This window comes from Pseudomonas sp. P179, from assembly GCF_000478485.2.
In the GTDB taxonomy this organism is placed as follows: Bacteria; Pseudomonadota; Gammaproteobacteria; order Pseudomonadales; family Pseudomonadaceae; genus Pseudomonas; species Pseudomonas aeruginosa.
The window spans coordinates 514928-529770 of the sequence record NZ_KI517354.1 but is presented as its reverse complement, the minus strand read 5'-3'; the positions used below and the strand labels follow the sequence as shown (position 1 = coordinate 529770).

Below are 14843 nucleotides of genomic sequence, written 5' to 3'. Positions count from 1 at the left end.
ACTGGGCTACCCTAGAAAGCTGCAACAGGGTTTTAACCACAACACGGAGTTCAGCATGGGATACCAAAAGATCCAGGTGCCGGCGACCGGTGACAAAATCACTGTGAATGCCGACATGTCCTTGAGCGTACCGAAGAACCCGATCATCCCGTTCATCGAGGGTGATGGCATCGGCGTCGATATCAGCCCGGTCATGATCAAGGTTGTCGACGCTGCAGTGGAAAAAGCATACAAGGGCGAGCGCAAGATCGCCTGGATGGAAGTCTACGCCGGCGAGAAGGCCACCCAGGTCTATGACCAGGACACCTGGCTGCCCCAGGAAACCCTGGACGCCGTACGCGACTACGTGGTTTCCATCAAGGGCCCGCTGACCACCCCGGTCGGTGGCGGCATCCGCTCCCTGAACGTGGCCCTGCGCCAGCAACTCGATCTCTACGTCTGCCAGCGCCCGGTACGCTGGTTCGAAGGCGTGCCCAGCCCGGTGAAGAAGCCCGGCGACGTGGACATGGTGATCTTCCGCGAGAACTCCGAGGACATCTATGCCGGCGTCGAGTGGAAGGCCGGTTCGCCGGAAGCGGAGAAGGTCATCAAGTTCCTCACCGAGGAAATGGGCGTCAAGAAGATCCGCTTCACCGAGAACTGCGGCATCGGCATCAAGCCGGTTTCCCAGGAAGGCACCAAGCGCCTGGTGCGCAAGGCCCTGCAATACGCCGTCGACAACGACCGCAGTTCGGTGACCCTGGTGCACAAGGGCAACATCATGAAGTTCACCGAGGGTGCCTTCAAGGATTGGGGCTACGAAGTCGCGCGCGATGAATTCGGCGCCGAGCTGCTGGACGGCGGTCCGTGGATGCAGTTCAAGAATCCGAAGACCGGCAAGAACGTCGTGGTCAAGGACGTGATCGCCGACGCCATGTTGCAGCAGATCCTGCTGCGCCCCGCCGAGTACGACGTGATCGCCACCCTGAACCTGAACGGCGACTATCTCTCCGACGCCCTGGCGGCCGAGGTCGGCGGCATCGGCATCGCGCCCGGCGCCAACCTGTCCGATTCGGTGGCCATGTTCGAGGCGACCCACGGCACCGCGCCGAAGTACGCCGGCCAGGACAAGGTCAACCCGGGTTCGCTGATCCTCTCCGCGGAGATGATGCTGCGCCACATGGGTTGGACCGAGGCGGCCGACCTGATCATCAAGGGCACCAACGGGGCGATCGCCGCCAAGACCGTGACCTATGACTTCGAACGCCTGATGGACGGCGCGACCCTGCTGTCCTGCTCGGAGTTCGGCGACGCGATGATTGCCAAGATGTAGGAAGGGCTAGCGCCCGAACGAGAAAAAGGCCGGTTCGCACCGGCCTTTTTCATTTCCGCATCCGCGCTGGGGTCAGGCTTCGATGGGCGTCGCCTGCGGCTCTTCCTGCGGGGCGGGGGCGGAGGGTGCGGCGGTTGTCGCGGTGGCGGGGCTGATGTTGATGGCATGCAGTCCCTTCGGTCCCTGGATGATCTCGAAATTGACCGGCTGGCCCGCCTTGAGTGTCTTGTAACCGTCCATCTGAATGGCCGAGTAATGGGCGAACAGGTCCTCATCTCGGCCCTCGGCCAGGATGAACCCGTAGCCCTTGGCGTTGTTGAACCACTTGACCTTACCGCTGAGCATGCTCATATCCCTCTGCAAAGGACTCCAACGCTGGAGTATCATCCACTACGATCCCGCGTCCGACCTGGGTCGAGACGGGTGCGGAACCCCTGATACCCTGTAGGGGTATTCCATTGTTTGTAACACCCTTTTGCAGTTAGTCAAGGCGCTGAACCATACGCCTGAGAAACGGATCAACATCATGTCGGTCCATAACTTTCCAGAAAGGCAAAGCTTTTTTTCCTCATGCATGCACCTAGCCAGATTCGACTAACATTCAATCAGGACCATCCCGAGCCTCATGAGCACGAGGACGAAGGGGCGGGGCTCGCGGTACAGGAGTCGAAGCCTGTATTACAGCCGCCACCGTTGTATAAGGTGGTACTGTTCAACGACGATTACACGCCGATGGACTTTGTTGTTGAAGTGCTGGAAGTGTTCTTCAACATGGACCGGGAAAAAGCCACCAAGATCATGTTGACGGTACATACTCAGGGTAAGGCGGTCTGCGGCTTGTTTACCCGGGACGTGGCCGAAACCAAGGCGATGCAGGTCAATCAGTATGCACGGGAGAGCCAGCATCCATTGCTCTGCGAGATAGAGAAAGACAGTTGATCGGATGTTTGGGAGCGAGGTGAAGCCATGTTGAATCGAGAGCTCGAAGTCACCCTCAATCTCGCCTTCAAGGAGGCGAGGGCCAAACGCCATGAATTCATGACGGTTGAGCACCTGCTGCTGGCCTTGCTGGACAATGAGGCGGCGGCAACGGTATTGCGTGCGTGCGGTGCCAACCTGGACAAGCTGCGGCGCGACCTGCAGGAATTCATCGATTCCACCACGCCGCTGATCCCGCAGCACGACGACGAGCGCGAAACCCAGCCGACGCTGGGCTTCCAGCGCGTCCTGCAGCGTGCGGTGTTCCACGTGCAGAGTTCCGGCAAGCGCGAAGTGACCGGGGCCAATGTCCTGGTGGCGATCTTCAGCGAACAGGAAAGCCAGGCGGTGTTCCTGCTCAAGCAGCAGAGCATCGCGCGTATCGATGTGGTGAACTACATCGCCCATGGTATCTCCAAGGTGCCCGGGCATGCCGAACATCCGCAGGATGGGGAGCAGGATATGCAGGATGAGGAAGGTGGCGAGTCGGCCACGTCCAACCATCCGCTGGACGCCTATGCCAGCAACCTCAACGAACTGGCTCGCCAGGGGCGGATCGACCCGCTGGTGGGGCGTGAGCATGAAGTCGAGCGGGTGGCGCAGATCCTTGCCCGCCGGCGCAAGAACAACCCGCTGCTGGTAGGCGAGGCGGGGGTCGGCAAGACGGCCATCGCCGAGGGCCTGGCCAAACGCATCGTCGATGGCCAGGTGCCGGACCTGCTGGCCGACAGCGTGGTCTACTCCCTCGACCTGGGTGCCTTGCTCGCGGGTACAAAGTACCGCGGCGACTTCGAGAAGCGCTTCAAGGCCTTGCTCAACGAGTTGCGCAAGCGCCCGCACGCGGTGCTGTTCATCGACGAGATCCATACCATCATCGGCGCCGGTGCGGCATCCGGCGGGGTAATGGACGCCTCCAACCTGCTCAAGCCGGTTCTGTCCTCGGGCGAGATCCGCTGCATCGGCTCGACCACCTTCCAGGAGTTCCGCGGCATCTTCGAGAAGGACCGGGCCTTGGCGCGGCGCTTCCAGAAGGTCGACGTGACCGAGCCGTCGGTGGAAGACACCTATGGCATCCTCAAGGGCCTCAAGGGGCGCTTCGAGCAGCATCACCACATCGAGTACAGCGACGAGGCGCTGCGCGCCGCGGCCGAGCTGGCGGCGCGCTACATCAACGACCGGCACATGCCGGACAAGGCCATCGACGTCATCGACGAGGCGGGCGCCTACCAGCGCCTGCAGCCGGAAGAGAAGCGCGTGAAGCGCATCGAGGTGGCGCAGGTCGAGGATATCGTGGCGAAGATTGCGCGGATCCCGCCGAAACACGTCACCACCTCCGACAAGGAGTTGCTGCGCAACCTCGAACGCGACCTCAAGCTGACCGTGTTCGGCCAGGACGACGCCATCGAGTCGCTGTCCACGGCGATCAAGCTGTCCCGGGCCGGGCTCAAGGCGCCGGACAAGCCGGTCGGCTCGTTCCTCTTCGCCGGTCCCACCGGCGTGGGCAAGACCGAGGTGGCGCGGCAGTTGGCGAAGGCCTTGGGTGTGGAGCTGGTGCGCTTCGACATGTCCGAGTACATGGAGCGGCATACCGTGTCGCGGCTGATCGGTGCGCCTCCGGGCTACGTCGGCTTCGACCAGGGCGGCCTGCTCACCGAGGCAATCACCAAGACCCCGCACTGCGTGTTGCTGCTCGACGAGATCGAGAAGGCTCACCCGGAGGTCTTCAACCTGCTGCTGCAGGTGATGGACCACGGCACCCTGACCGACAACAACGGGCGCAAGGCGGACTTCCGCAACATCATCCTGATCATGACCACCAACGCCGGCGCGGAAGTGGCGGCGCGCGCGTCGATCGGCTTCAACCAGCAGGATCACACCACCGATGCGATGGAAGTGATCAAGAAGAGCTTCACCCCGGAGTTCCGCAACCGCCTGGATACCATCATCCAGTTCGGCCGCCTGAGCACCGAGACGATCAAGAGCGTGGTCGACAAGTTCCTCACCGAGCTGCAGGCGCAGCTGGAGGACAAGCGCGTCCAGCTCGAGGTCAGCGATGCGGCGCGCGGCTGGCTGGCGGAGAAGGGCTACGACGTGCAGATGGGTGCGCGACCGATGGCGCGGCTTATCCAGGACAAGATCAAGCGGCCGTTGGCCGAGGAGATCCTGTTCGGCGAGCTGGCCGAGCATGGCGGCCTGGTGCATGTCGACCTGAAGGGCGACGAGCTGGCCTTCGAGTTCGAGATCACGGCGGCGGAGCCCGCCTGATCCGAGCGCGGCAACGAAAACGCCCGGCAGATGCCGGGCGTTTTCTTTTGCAATCGGCGAGCCGTAGCGGCTCGTGTCGACTCAGCGGGCGCGGTAGGTGATGCGGCCCTTGCTCAGGTCGTAGGGCGTCAGTTCCACGCGGACCTTGTCGCCGGTGAGGATGCGGATGTAGTTCTTGCGCATTTTGCCGGAGATGTGCGCGGTGACGACGTGCCCATTTTCCAACTCCACACGGAACATGGTGTTGGGCAGGGTGTCGACGACAGTACCTTCCATTTCGAAGCTGTCTTCTTTCGACATGCAGTAGAGCCCTCGGTATCTATGGGTGGCCCTTTCAATGAGAGGTGGGCCGTGAAAAGCGGCGTGCATTGTGCCAGAAAATCGACAATAGCGCCACACGGCTATCAGGTGAGGGCGACCCAGCGCTGGTTGACGAACAGTTCGATGGGCCGGTACTGGGTCTTGTAGTTCATCTTGCGGCAATTCTTGATCCAGTAGCCCAGGTAGACGGCCTGCAGGCCCAGGCGTTCGGTCTCGGCGATCTGCCAGAGGATCGCGTAGCGTCCCAGGCTGCGCTGCTCTTCGTCGGGATCGTAGAAGGTATAGACGGCCGAGAGTCCGTTCGGCAGCACGTCCGTCACGGCTATGGCCAGCAGGCGGCCATGCAGGCGGAACTCGAAGAAGCAGCAGAAGGGCAGGTCGCGGACCAGGAAGGTGGCGAACTGGTCGCGGCTGGGCGGATACATGTCGCCGTCGGCGTGGCGTTGCTCGATGTAGCGCCGATAGAGGTCGTAGTACTCCTCGTTGAAGCTCGGTCGCTTGCGGATCACCTGCAGTTCCGCATTGCGCTTGAGGATGCGCCGCTGCTGGCGGTTCGGGCTGAAGTCGGCGACCGGTATGCGCGCGGCGATGCAGGCGGTGCAATGCTGGCAGTGCGGACGATAGAGATGGTCGCCGCTGCGGCGGAAGCCGACCTCCGACAGCGAGGCGTACAGCTGCGTGTCCATGGGCTGGCTGGGATCGAGGAACAGGGTGGTTGCCTGCTCCTCGGGCAGGTAGCTGCACGGGTGCGGTTGCGTCGCGTAGAACTTCAGTCGGGCGAGTTCGGTCATGGTGAACTCCAGCAGGGACCCATAAGCAAGTTTATGCCAGGCACGGAAACTCGCCTAAAAATCCAGGTCGCCGGTAGGAGGCTGGTCGCGATAGCGTTGCAGGTAGTCGGCGAATTCCCCCCGGCTGATGGCGCGGGCGCCCAGGCTGTGCAGGTGGCGGGTCGGCATCTGGCAGTCGATGAGGACGAAGCCGGCGTCGCGCAGATGGCGGACCAGCGTGACGAAGCCGACCTTGGAAGCGTTGTCGGCGCGGCTGAACATCGATTCGCCGAAGAACAGCCTGCCCATGGCCAGGCCGTAGAGGCCGCCGACCAGTTGTCGCTCCTGCCAGACTTCCACGGAGTGGGCGATGCCGCGCAGGTGCAGCTCCTGGTAGGCCAGTTGCATCGGCGTGGTGATCCAGGTGCCGTCGGCGTAGTTACGCGGCGCGGCACAAGCCTGGATCACCGCCCGGAAGTCACGGTTGAAAGTGACTTCGAAGCGTTGCTGGCGCAGGCACTTGGCCAGGCTGCGGGAAACGTGCAGTTCGTCGGGGAACAGGACGGTGCGCGGGTCGGGCGACCACCAGAGGATCGGCTGGCCATCCTGGTACCAGGGGAAGCAGCCGTGGCGATAGGCTGCGACCAGGCGTTGCGGATTGAGGTCGCCGCCGGCCGCGAGCAGCCCGTTGGGCTCCTGCAGGGCCTTGTCGAGGGGTGGAAAGTCGAAGTCGGTGCGGGAAAGCCAGGTCAGCATGGCGGGGTAGGGGAGGGCGGGCCTCCCCCGGGTCCGATCAATGGTCGTCGAGGTATTTTTCGGCATCCAGCGCGGCCATGCAGCCGGCGCCGGCGGAAGTGATGGCCTGGCGGTAGACGTGGTCGGCCACGTCGCCGGCGGCGAACACGCCTTCGATGCTGGTCTGGGTGGCATTGCCTTCGCTGCCGCCGTGGATCCGCAGGTAGCCGTCGCGCATTTCCAGTTGGCCCTGGAACAGGTCGGTGTTCGGCTTGTGGCCGATGGCGATGAACACGCCGGCCAGCGATAGCTCGCTGGTGCTGCCGTCGATGGTGCTCTTCAGGCGTACGCCGGTGACGCCGCTGGCGTCGCCCAGCACCTCGTCCAGGGTGGTGTTCCAGTGCAGGTGCACGTTGCCGTTCTCGGCCTTGTCGAACAGCTTGTCCTGGAGGATCTTCTCCGAGCGCAGCTTGTCGCGACGGTGGATCAGGTGGACTTCCTTGGCGATGTTGGCCAGATACAGCGCTTCCTCGACGGCGGTATTGCCGCCGCCGACTACGCAGACCACCTGGTTGCGGTAGAAGAAGCCGTCGCAGGTGGCGCAGGCGGAAACGCCCTTGCCCATGAAGGCTTCTTCCGACGACATGCCCAGGTATTGCGCGGAGGCACCGGTGGCAATGATCAATGCATCGCAGGTATAAGTGCCACTATCGCCCTTCAGTGTGAAGGGGCGCTGTTGCAACTCGGCGGTGTGGATGTGGTCGTAGACGATCTCGGTGTCGAAACGCTCGGCGTGCTGCTGCATGCGGGTCATCAGCGCCGGGCCGGTAAGGCCTTCGACGTCGCCCGGCCAGTTGTCGACTTCGGTGGTGGTGGTCAGCTGGCCGCCTGGCTGGATGCCGGTGATCACCACTGGCTTGAGATTGGCGCGTGCGGCGTACACGGCGGCGGTATAGCCGGCCGGACCGGAGCCCAGGATGATGAGGCGCGAATGCTTGACTTCACTCATAAAAAGACTCCATAAGCCTTTGTCACATAAGAAAATGCGTGCTCCAATGGAGCCGCCTGAAGAGTTCTGCCGGCTATGCTACACCTATCCGCAAAAGGCCGGCAAAACCCCGGGGCCGGGATCAGCCACGCACGGATTGCCGCTGATTTCGGGTGTGATTTTTCAGAGTTTCCCTAAAGCCGTACAATAGGCGCGTTTTGACCAAGACAGCTTCTAAAGCACCAGCCGTGCGCAGGAAAAATAGCGATTTGAAGGATTCGACCACCGCGAGCCATGCCGCCGCATGGCGTCAGCAACTGCATTCCCGCCTGAAGGAAGGGGTCCTGATCGCGCTGGGCGCGCTCTGCCTCTACTTGTGGATGGCTCTGCTCACCTATGACCCGGCCGATCCGAGCTGGAGTCACTCGAGCCAGGTTGACCAGGTGCAGAATGCCGCCGGTCGGCTCGGTGCGGTATCCGCCGATATCCTGTTCATGACGCTCGGCTACTTCGCCTACCTCTTTCCGCTGTTGCTGGGCATCAAGACCTGGCAGGTATTCCGCCGCCGCAACCTGCCGTGGGAATGGAACACCTGGCTGTTTTCCTGGCGCCTGGTCGGGCTGATCTTCCTGATCCTGGCCGGCTCGGCACTGGCCTACATCCATTTCCACGCCAGCGGCCACATGCCGGCCAGCGCCTCGGCCGGCGGCGCCATCGGCCAGAGCCTGGGCCGCGTCGCGGTGGATGCGCTGAACGTGCAGGGCAGCACGCTGGTGTTCTTCGCCCTGTTCCTCTTCGGCCTGACGGTGTTCGCCGACCTCTCCTGGTTCAAGGTGATGGATGTCACCGGCAAGATCACCCTGGACTTCTTCGAACTGATCCAGAACGCCTTCAATCGCTGGATGGGCGCGCGCGCCGAGCGCAAGCAACTGGTCGCGCAACTGCGCGAGGTCGACGAGCGCGTCGCCGAGGTGGTGGCGCCGAGCGTGCCGGACCGCCGCGAACAGTCCAAGGCCAAGGAGCGCCTGCTGGAACGCGAAGAGGCCCTGGCCAAGCACATGAGCGAGCGGGAGAAGCGCCCGCCGCCGAAGATCGATCCGCCACCGCCGCCGAAGGCCCCGGAGCCGAGCAAGCGCGTGCTGAAAGAGAAGCAGGCGCCGCTGTTCGTCGATACGGCGGTGGAGGGCACCCTGCCGCCGCTGTCGCTGCTCGATCCGGCGGAAGTGAAGCAGAAGAGCTACTCGCCCGAGTCGCTGGAGGCGATGTCGCGCCTGCTGGAGATCAAGCTGAAGGAGTTCGGCGTCGAGGTCAGCGTGGATTCGGTGCATCCGGGCCCCGTGATCACCCGTTTCGAGATCCAGCCCGCGGCGGGGGTCAAGGTCAGCCGCATTTCCAACCTGGCCAAGGACCTGGCGCGCTCGCTGGCGGTGATCAGCGTGCGGGTGGTGGAAGTGATTCCCGGCAAGACCACCGTCGGCATCGAGATTCCCAACGAAGACCGGCAGATGGTGCGCTTCTCCGAAGTGCTGTCGTCGCCGGAGTACGACGAGCACAAGTCCACCGTGCCGCTGGCCCTGGGCCACGACATCGGCGGTCGGCCGATCATCACCGACCTGGCGAAGATGCCGCACCTGCTGGTGGCCGGTACCACCGGCTCCGGTAAGTCGGTGGGGGTCAACGCCATGCTCCTGTCGATCCTGTTCAAGTCCACGCCGAGCGAGGCGCGACTGATCATGATCGACCCGAAGATGCTCGAACTGTCGATCTACGAAGGGATCCCGCACCTGCTCTGCCCGGTGGTCACCGACATGAAGGAAGCCGCCAACGCCCTGCGCTGGAGCGTGGCGGAGATGGAGCGGCGCTACCGCCTGATGGCGGCCATGGGTGTGCGCAACCTGGCTGGCTTCAACCGCAAGGTGAAGGACGCCGAGGAGGCTGGCACGCCGCTGACCGACCCGCTGTTCCGTCGCGAAAGCCCGGACGACGAGCCGCCGCAGCTGAGCACCCTGCCGACCATCGTGGTGGTGGTCGACGAATTCGCCGACATGATGATGATCGTCGGCAAGAAGGTCGAGGAGCTTATCGCCCGTATCGCGCAGAAGGCGCGGGCGGCCGGTATCCACCTGATCCTGGCGACCCAGCGGCCGTCGGTGGACGTGATCACCGGCCTGATCAAGGCCAACATCCCGACCCGGATCGCCTTCCAGGTCTCCAGCAAGATCGACTCGCGCACCATCCTCGACCAGGGTGGCGCCGAACAACTTCTCGGCCACGGCGACATGCTCTACCTGCCGCCGGGCACAGGCCTGCCGATTCGCGTGCACGGCGCCTTCGTTTCCGACGACGAGGTGCACCGGGTGGTCGAGGCCTGGAAGCTGCGCGGCGCGCCCGACTACATCGAGGACATCCTCGCTGGCGTCGACGAAGGCGGCAGCGGTGGCGGTTCCTTCGATGGCGGCGACGGCTCCGGCGAAGGCAGCGAGGACGACCCGCTCTACGACGAGGCGGTACGTTTCGTCACCGAGAGTCGCCGGGCATCGATCTCCGCCGTGCAACGCAAGCTGAAGATCGGCTACAACCGCGCCGCGCGGATGATCGAGGCGATGGAGATGGCCGGCGTGGTCACCCCGATGAATACCAACGGCTCCCGCGAAGTCATCGCGCCGGCGCCGGTTCGTGATTGAACCCGACAGGTTTTAGAGGATTCCGATGCGACTGATCCGCACGTTGTTCGTTGCCGCCCTGGCCATGGGCGCTTCGCTGGCCCATGCCGACGACAGCGCCGCTGTCCAGCGCCTGACCGGCCTGCTGAACAAGGCCCAGACCCTGACCGCGCGTTTTTCCCAGCTGACCCTGGACGGTAGCGGCACGCGCCTGCAGGAAACCGCCGGCCAACTGAGCCTGAAGCGGCCGGGACTGTTCCGCTGGCATACCGATGCGCCGAACGAGCAATTGCTCATTTCCAACGGCGAGAAGGTCTGGCTGTACGACCCGGACCTGGAGCAGGTGACCATCCAGAAGCTCGATCAGCGCCTGACCCAGACGCCGGCGCTGCTGCTCTCCGGCGACATCTCGAAGATCAGCGAAAGCTTCGCCATCACCTACAAGGAAGGCGGCAACGTAGTCGATTTCGTGCTCAAGCCGAAGACCAAGGACACCCTCTTCGACACCTTGCGTCTGTCGTTCCGCAGCGGCAAGGTGAACGACATGCAGATGATCGATGGCGTCGGCCAGCGCACCAACATCCTGTTCTTCGACGTGAAGATGAACGAGGCGCTGGATGCCAAGCAATTCACCTTCGACGTTCCGCCGGGCGTCGACGTGATCCAGGAGTAAGCGCAAGCCGTGGATCTGTTCCGCAGCGAGCCCGTCGCGCAGCCCCTGGCGGCACGGCTGAGGCCCGCAAACCTGGACGAGTACGTGGGGCAGGAACACCTGCTGGCCCGCGGCAAGCCCTTGCGCGAGGCGCTGGAGCAGGGCGCGCTGCACTCGATGATCTTCTGGGGCCCGCCGGGAGTCGGCAAGACTACCCTGGCGCGGCTGCTGGCGCAGGTGTCGGACGCCCATTTCGAGACCATTTCCGCGGTGCTGTCCGGGGTCAAGGAGATCCGCCAGGCGGTCGAGGTGGCCAAGCAGCACGCGGCGCAATACGGGCGCCGGACCATCCTGTTCGTCGATGAGGTGCACCGCTTCAACAAGAGCCAGCAGGATGCCTTCCTGCCCTATGTGGAAGACGGCACGCTGATCTTCATTGGCGCGACCACCGAGAACCCGTCCTTCGAGTTGAACAATGCGCTGCTCTCGCGGGCTCGCGTGTATGTCCTCAAGAGCCTCGACGAAGCCGCCCTGCGCAAGCTGGTGGGCCGCGCGCTGAACGAGGACAAGGGCCTCGGCAAGCGCAAGCTGAGGCTGCCGGAGGAGAGCTTCCAGGTTCTCCTGGCCGCCGCCGACGGCGATGGGCGGCGCCTGCTGAACCTGCTGGAGAACGCTGCCGACCTCGCCGAGGACGGCAGCGAGATCAGCCCCGAGCTGCTGCAGAATCTGCTCGGCGATACCCGCCGACGTTTCGACAAGGGCGGCGAGGCGTTCTACGACCAGATCAGCGCGCTGCACAAGTCGGTGCGCGGCTCCAATCCCGACGCGGCACTTTATTGGTTCGCGCGTATGCTCGACGGCGGCTGCGATCCCCTGTACATCGCCCGGCGGGTGGTGCGCATGGCCAGCGAGGAGGTTGGCAACGCCGATCCTCGCGCCCTCGGCCTATGCCTGTCGGCCTGGGACGTGCAGGAGCGCCTGGGCAGCCCCGAAGGCGAGCTGGCGGTGGCCCAGGCCATCGTCTACCTGGCCTGTGCGCCGAAGAGCAATGCGGTGTACAGCGCGTTCAACGCGGCGATGCGCGACGTCGCCGAAAGCGGCTCGCGGGAAGTGCCATTGCACTTGCGCAACGCGCCGACCAAATTGATGAAGAGCCTCGGCTATGGCGAGGAATACCGCTACGCCCACGACGAGCCGGATGCCTATGCCGCCGGAGAGGATTATTTCCCCGAGGATCTGGAGCCGCGGCGTTACTATCAACCGGTGCCGAGGGGCCTGGAACTGAAGATCCGCGACAAGCTGGAACACCTGGCCGAGCTGGATCGCACCAGTCCCCGCCAACGCAGAAAATCCTGAGCGGTATGGGCTCGGCGGAGCTAGCCAGGCTTCCGCGACGGCGTCGATGACGTCGCCGGGGCCGGCGAAGCGCCAACCGGGCCACGAACCGCCGATAACCGACACGAGACGAGAAAAGAGCATGCTCGATCCCAAACTGGTACGCACCCAGCCGCAAGAAGTGGCTGCCCGCCTGGCCACCCGTGGCTTCCAACTGGATGTCGCACGCATCGAAGCGCTGGAAGAGCAGCGCAAGTCGGTACAGACCCGTACCGAGCAGCTGCAAGCCGAGCGCAACGCGCGTTCCAAGGCGATCGGCCAGGCCAAGCAGCGTGGCGAGGACATCGCGCCGCTGCTGGCCGATGTCGACCGCATGGGCTCCGAGCTGGAGGAAGGCAAGCGACAGCTGGACGCCATCCAGGGCGAACTGGATGCCATGCTGCTGGGCATTCCCAACCTGCCACACGAGTCGGTGCCGGTCGGTGCCGACGAGGACGCCAACGTCGAAGTGCGTCGCTGGGGCACGCCGAAGACCTTCGATTTCGAGGTCAAGGACCATGTCGCCCTCGGTGAACGGCACGGCTGGCTGGATTTCGAGACCGCTGCCAAGCTTTCCGGCGCGCGCTTCGCCCTCATGCGCGGCCCGATCGCCCGCCTGCATCGCGCCCTGGCGCAGTTCATGATCAACCTGCATACCGCCGAGCATGGCTACGAGGAGGCCTACACCCCTTATCTCGTCCAGGCTCCGGCGCTGCAAGGCACCGGCCAGTTGCCGAAGTTCGAGGAGGACCTGTTCAAGATCGGCCGCGACGGCGAAGCTGACCTCTACCTGATCCCGACCGCCGAGGTTTCGCTGACCAACATCGTCTCCGGGCAGATCCTCGACGCCAAGCAATTGCCGCTGAAGTTCGTCGCCCATACCCCGTGCTTCCGCAGCGAGGCCGGTGCCTCCGGGCGCGATACCCGCGGCATGATCCGTCAGCATCAGTTCGACAAGGTGGAGATGGTGCAGATCGTCGATCCGGCCACTTCCTACGAGGCGCTGGAAGGCCTGACCGCCAACGCCGAGCGCGTCCTGCAACTGCTCGAGTTGCCGTATCGGGTGCTGGCGCTGTGCACCGGCGACATGGGCTTCGGTGCGACCAAGACCTACGACCTGGAAGTCTGGGTTCCCAGCCAGGACAAGTACCGCGAGATTTCCTCCTGCTCCAACTGCGGCGACTTCCAGGCCCGGCGCATGCAGGCCCGCTACCGCAATCCGGAAACCGGCAAGCCCGAGCTGGTGCACACCCTCAACGGCTCCGGCCTGGCCGTCGGCCGCACCTTGGTGGCGGTACTGGAGAACTACCAGCAGGCGGACGGCTCGATCCGTGTGCCGGAAGTCCTCAAGCCCTACATGGCTGGCATCGAGGTGATCGGCTGACATGGATTTCCTGCCGCTGTTCCACTCCTTGCAAGGGCGCCTCGCGCTGGTGGTCGGTGGCGGCGAAGTCGCCCTGCGCAAGGCGCGCCTGCTGGCCGACGCCGGCGCGCGCCTGCGCGTGGTCGCGCCGCAGATCCACATCGAACTGCGGCATCTGGTGGAGCAGGGCGGCGGCGAGCTGCTCGAACGCGACTACCAGGACGGCGACCAGCCCGGCTGCGCCCTGATCATCGCCGCCACCGACGACGAACCGCTGAACGCCGAGGTGTCGCGAGCGGCCAATGCGCGCGGGATACCGGTCAACGTGGTGGACGCGCCGGCCCTGTGCAGCGTGATCTTCCCGGCCATCGTCGACCGTTCGCCGCTGGTGGTGGCGGTCTCCAGCGGCGGCGATGCGCCCGTGCTGGCGCGGCTGATCCGGGCCAAGCTGGAAACCTGGATTCCCTCGACCTACGGGCAACTGGCCGGACTCGCCAGCCGCTTCCGCCACCGGGTCAAGGAATTGCTACCCGACCTGCAGCAGCGCCGGGTGTTCTGGGAAAACCTGTTCCAGGGCGAGATCGCCGAGCGTGTCCTGGCCGGCCGTCCGGCGGAAGCCGAGCGTCTCCTGGAGGAGCACCTGGCCGGCGGCCTCGCGCACATAGCCACGGGCGAGGTATATCTGGTCGGGGCCGGGCCGGGGGATCCGGACCTGCTGACGTTCCGTGCCCTGCGCCTGATGCAGCAGGCCGACGTGGTGCTCTACGATCGCCTGGTAGCGCCGTCGATCCTCGAATTATGCCGCCGCGATGCCGAACGCCTGTACGTCGGCAAGCGCCGCGCCGAACATGCGGTGCCGCAGGATCGGATCAACCGCCTGCTGGTGGAGCTGGCCAGCCAGGGCAAGCGCGTGCTGCGCCTGAAGGGTGGCGACCCGTTCATCTTCGGCCGCGGCGGTGAGGAAATCGACGAACTGGCTGCCCACGGCATACCTTTCCAGGTCGTGCCGGGAATCACCGCGGCCAGCGGCTGCGCGGCCTACGCCGGGATTCCACTGACTCATCGCGATCATGCGCAATCGGTTCGTTTCGTCACCGGTCATCTGAAGGACGGCACCACCGACCTGCCGTGGCAGGACCTGGTAGCGCCTGGCCAGACCCTGGTGTTCTACATGGGCCTGGTGGGATTGCCGGTGATCTGCGAGCAACTGGTCGCCCACGGTCGCTCCGCACAGACCCCGGCGGCGCTGATCCAGCAGGGGACCACCGCCCAGCAGCGGGTATTCACCGGAACCCTGGAAAACCTGCCGCAACTGGTGGCTGAGCACGAAGTGCATGCGCCGACCCTGGTGATCGTCGGCGAAGTCGTGCAACTGCGCGACAAGCTGGCCTGGTTCGAAGGCGCCCGCGAGGACGCCTGAGC

General features: G+C 64.4%; 13 protein-coding genes. 8 read left to right on the top strand and 5 right to left on the bottom strand.

The window, feature by feature from the left end; genetic code table 11:
- The first annotated feature begins 55 nt into the window (after positions 1–55).
- Positions 56–1312, top strand: coding sequence for an NADP-dependent isocitrate dehydrogenase (gene icd, locus HMPREF1224_RS14990; protein WP_003090436.1), 1257 nt, complete (start codon positions 56–58; stop codon positions 1310–1312).
- Between the two features lie 72 nt (positions 1313–1384).
- On the opposite strand, the gene cspD is transcribed toward icd, so the two are convergent.
- Positions 1385–1657, bottom strand: a complete 273-nt coding sequence (cspD, locus tag HMPREF1224_RS14985; protein WP_003090435.1) for a cold shock domain-containing protein CspD — start codon at positions 1655–1657, stop codon at positions 1385–1387.
- A 225-nt stretch (positions 1658–1882) separates the two neighbouring features.
- Here cspD and clpS point away from each other — a divergent pair, with 225 nt between their 5' ends.
- Both clpS and clpA read left to right on the top strand, forming a co-directional pair.
- Positions 1883–2251 (top strand): ATP-dependent Clp protease adapter ClpS, encoded by a 369-nt coding sequence (clpS, locus tag HMPREF1224_RS14980; protein ID WP_003097649.1) that lies wholly within the window; start codon positions 1883–1885, stop codon positions 2249–2251.
- 27 nt (positions 2252–2278) lie between these two features.
- Positions 2279–4555 carry an ATP-dependent Clp protease ATP-binding subunit ClpA gene (gene clpA, locus HMPREF1224_RS14975; protein WP_003090432.1) on the top strand — a complete coding sequence of 759 codons (2277 nt, stop codon included), beginning with the start codon at positions 2279–2281 and terminating at the stop codon, positions 4553–4555.
- A gap of 81 nt (positions 4556–4636) precedes the next feature.
- Here clpA and infA read toward each other — a convergent pair whose 3' ends face one another.
- From infA to trxB, 4 genes are all read right to left on the bottom strand, one after another.
- Entirely contained in the window at positions 4637–4855 is a 219-nt protein-coding gene (gene infA / locus HMPREF1224_RS14970; RefSeq protein ID WP_002553999.1) for a translation initiation factor IF-1, read from the bottom strand.
- A 104-nt stretch (positions 4856–4959) separates the two neighbouring features.
- Positions 4960–5667, bottom strand: coding sequence for an arginyltransferase (locus tag HMPREF1224_RS14965; protein WP_003108766.1), 708 nt, complete (start codon positions 5665–5667; stop codon positions 4960–4962).
- Between the two features lie 54 nt (positions 5668–5721).
- Positions 5722–6402, bottom strand: coding sequence for a leucyl/phenylalanyl-tRNA--protein transferase (gene aat / locus HMPREF1224_RS14960; protein WP_003113368.1), 681 nt, complete (start codon positions 6400–6402; stop codon positions 5722–5724).
- Positions 6403–6439: 37 nt separating this feature from the next.
- Positions 6440–7390, bottom strand: a complete 951-nt coding sequence (gene trxB / locus HMPREF1224_RS14955) for a thioredoxin-disulfide reductase (protein WP_003097640.1) — start codon at positions 7388–7390, stop codon at positions 6440–6442.
- Between the two features lie 227 nt (positions 7391–7617).
- On the opposite strand from trxB, the gene ftsK reads away from it, so the two are divergent.
- The 5 genes from ftsK (at position 7618) to cysG (ending at position 14841) form a co-directional block, all read left to right on the top strand.
- The gene (gene ftsK / locus HMPREF1224_RS14950) at positions 7618–10053 is read left to right on the top strand and encodes a DNA translocase FtsK (RefSeq protein ID WP_003119977.1); all 2436 of its coding nucleotides are present in this window, start codon (positions 7618–7620) and stop codon (positions 10051–10053) included.
- A gap of 25 nt (positions 10054–10078) precedes the next feature.
- A complete protein-coding gene (gene lolA, locus HMPREF1224_RS14945) occupies positions 10079–10705 on the top strand; it encodes an outer membrane lipoprotein periplasmic chaperone LolA (protein WP_003090414.1) in 627 nt (208 codons plus the stop codon).
- A gap of 9 nt (positions 10706–10714) precedes the next feature.
- Entirely contained in the window at positions 10715–12040 is a 1326-nt protein-coding gene (locus HMPREF1224_RS14940; protein WP_003097632.1) for a replication-associated recombination protein A, read from the top strand.
- Positions 12041–12161: 121 nt separating this feature from the next.
- The gene (gene serS, locus HMPREF1224_RS14935) at positions 12162–13442 is read left to right on the top strand and encodes a serine--tRNA ligase (RefSeq protein ID WP_003097631.1); all 1281 of its coding nucleotides are present in this window, start codon (positions 12162–12164) and stop codon (positions 13440–13442) included.
- A 1-nt stretch (position 13443) separates the two neighbouring features.
- The gene (gene cysG, locus HMPREF1224_RS14930; protein ID WP_003113366.1) at positions 13444–14841 is read left to right on the top strand and encodes a siroheme synthase CysG; all 1398 of its coding nucleotides are present in this window, start codon (positions 13444–13446) and stop codon (positions 14839–14841) included.
- Positions 14842–14843: the final 2 nt, after the last annotated feature.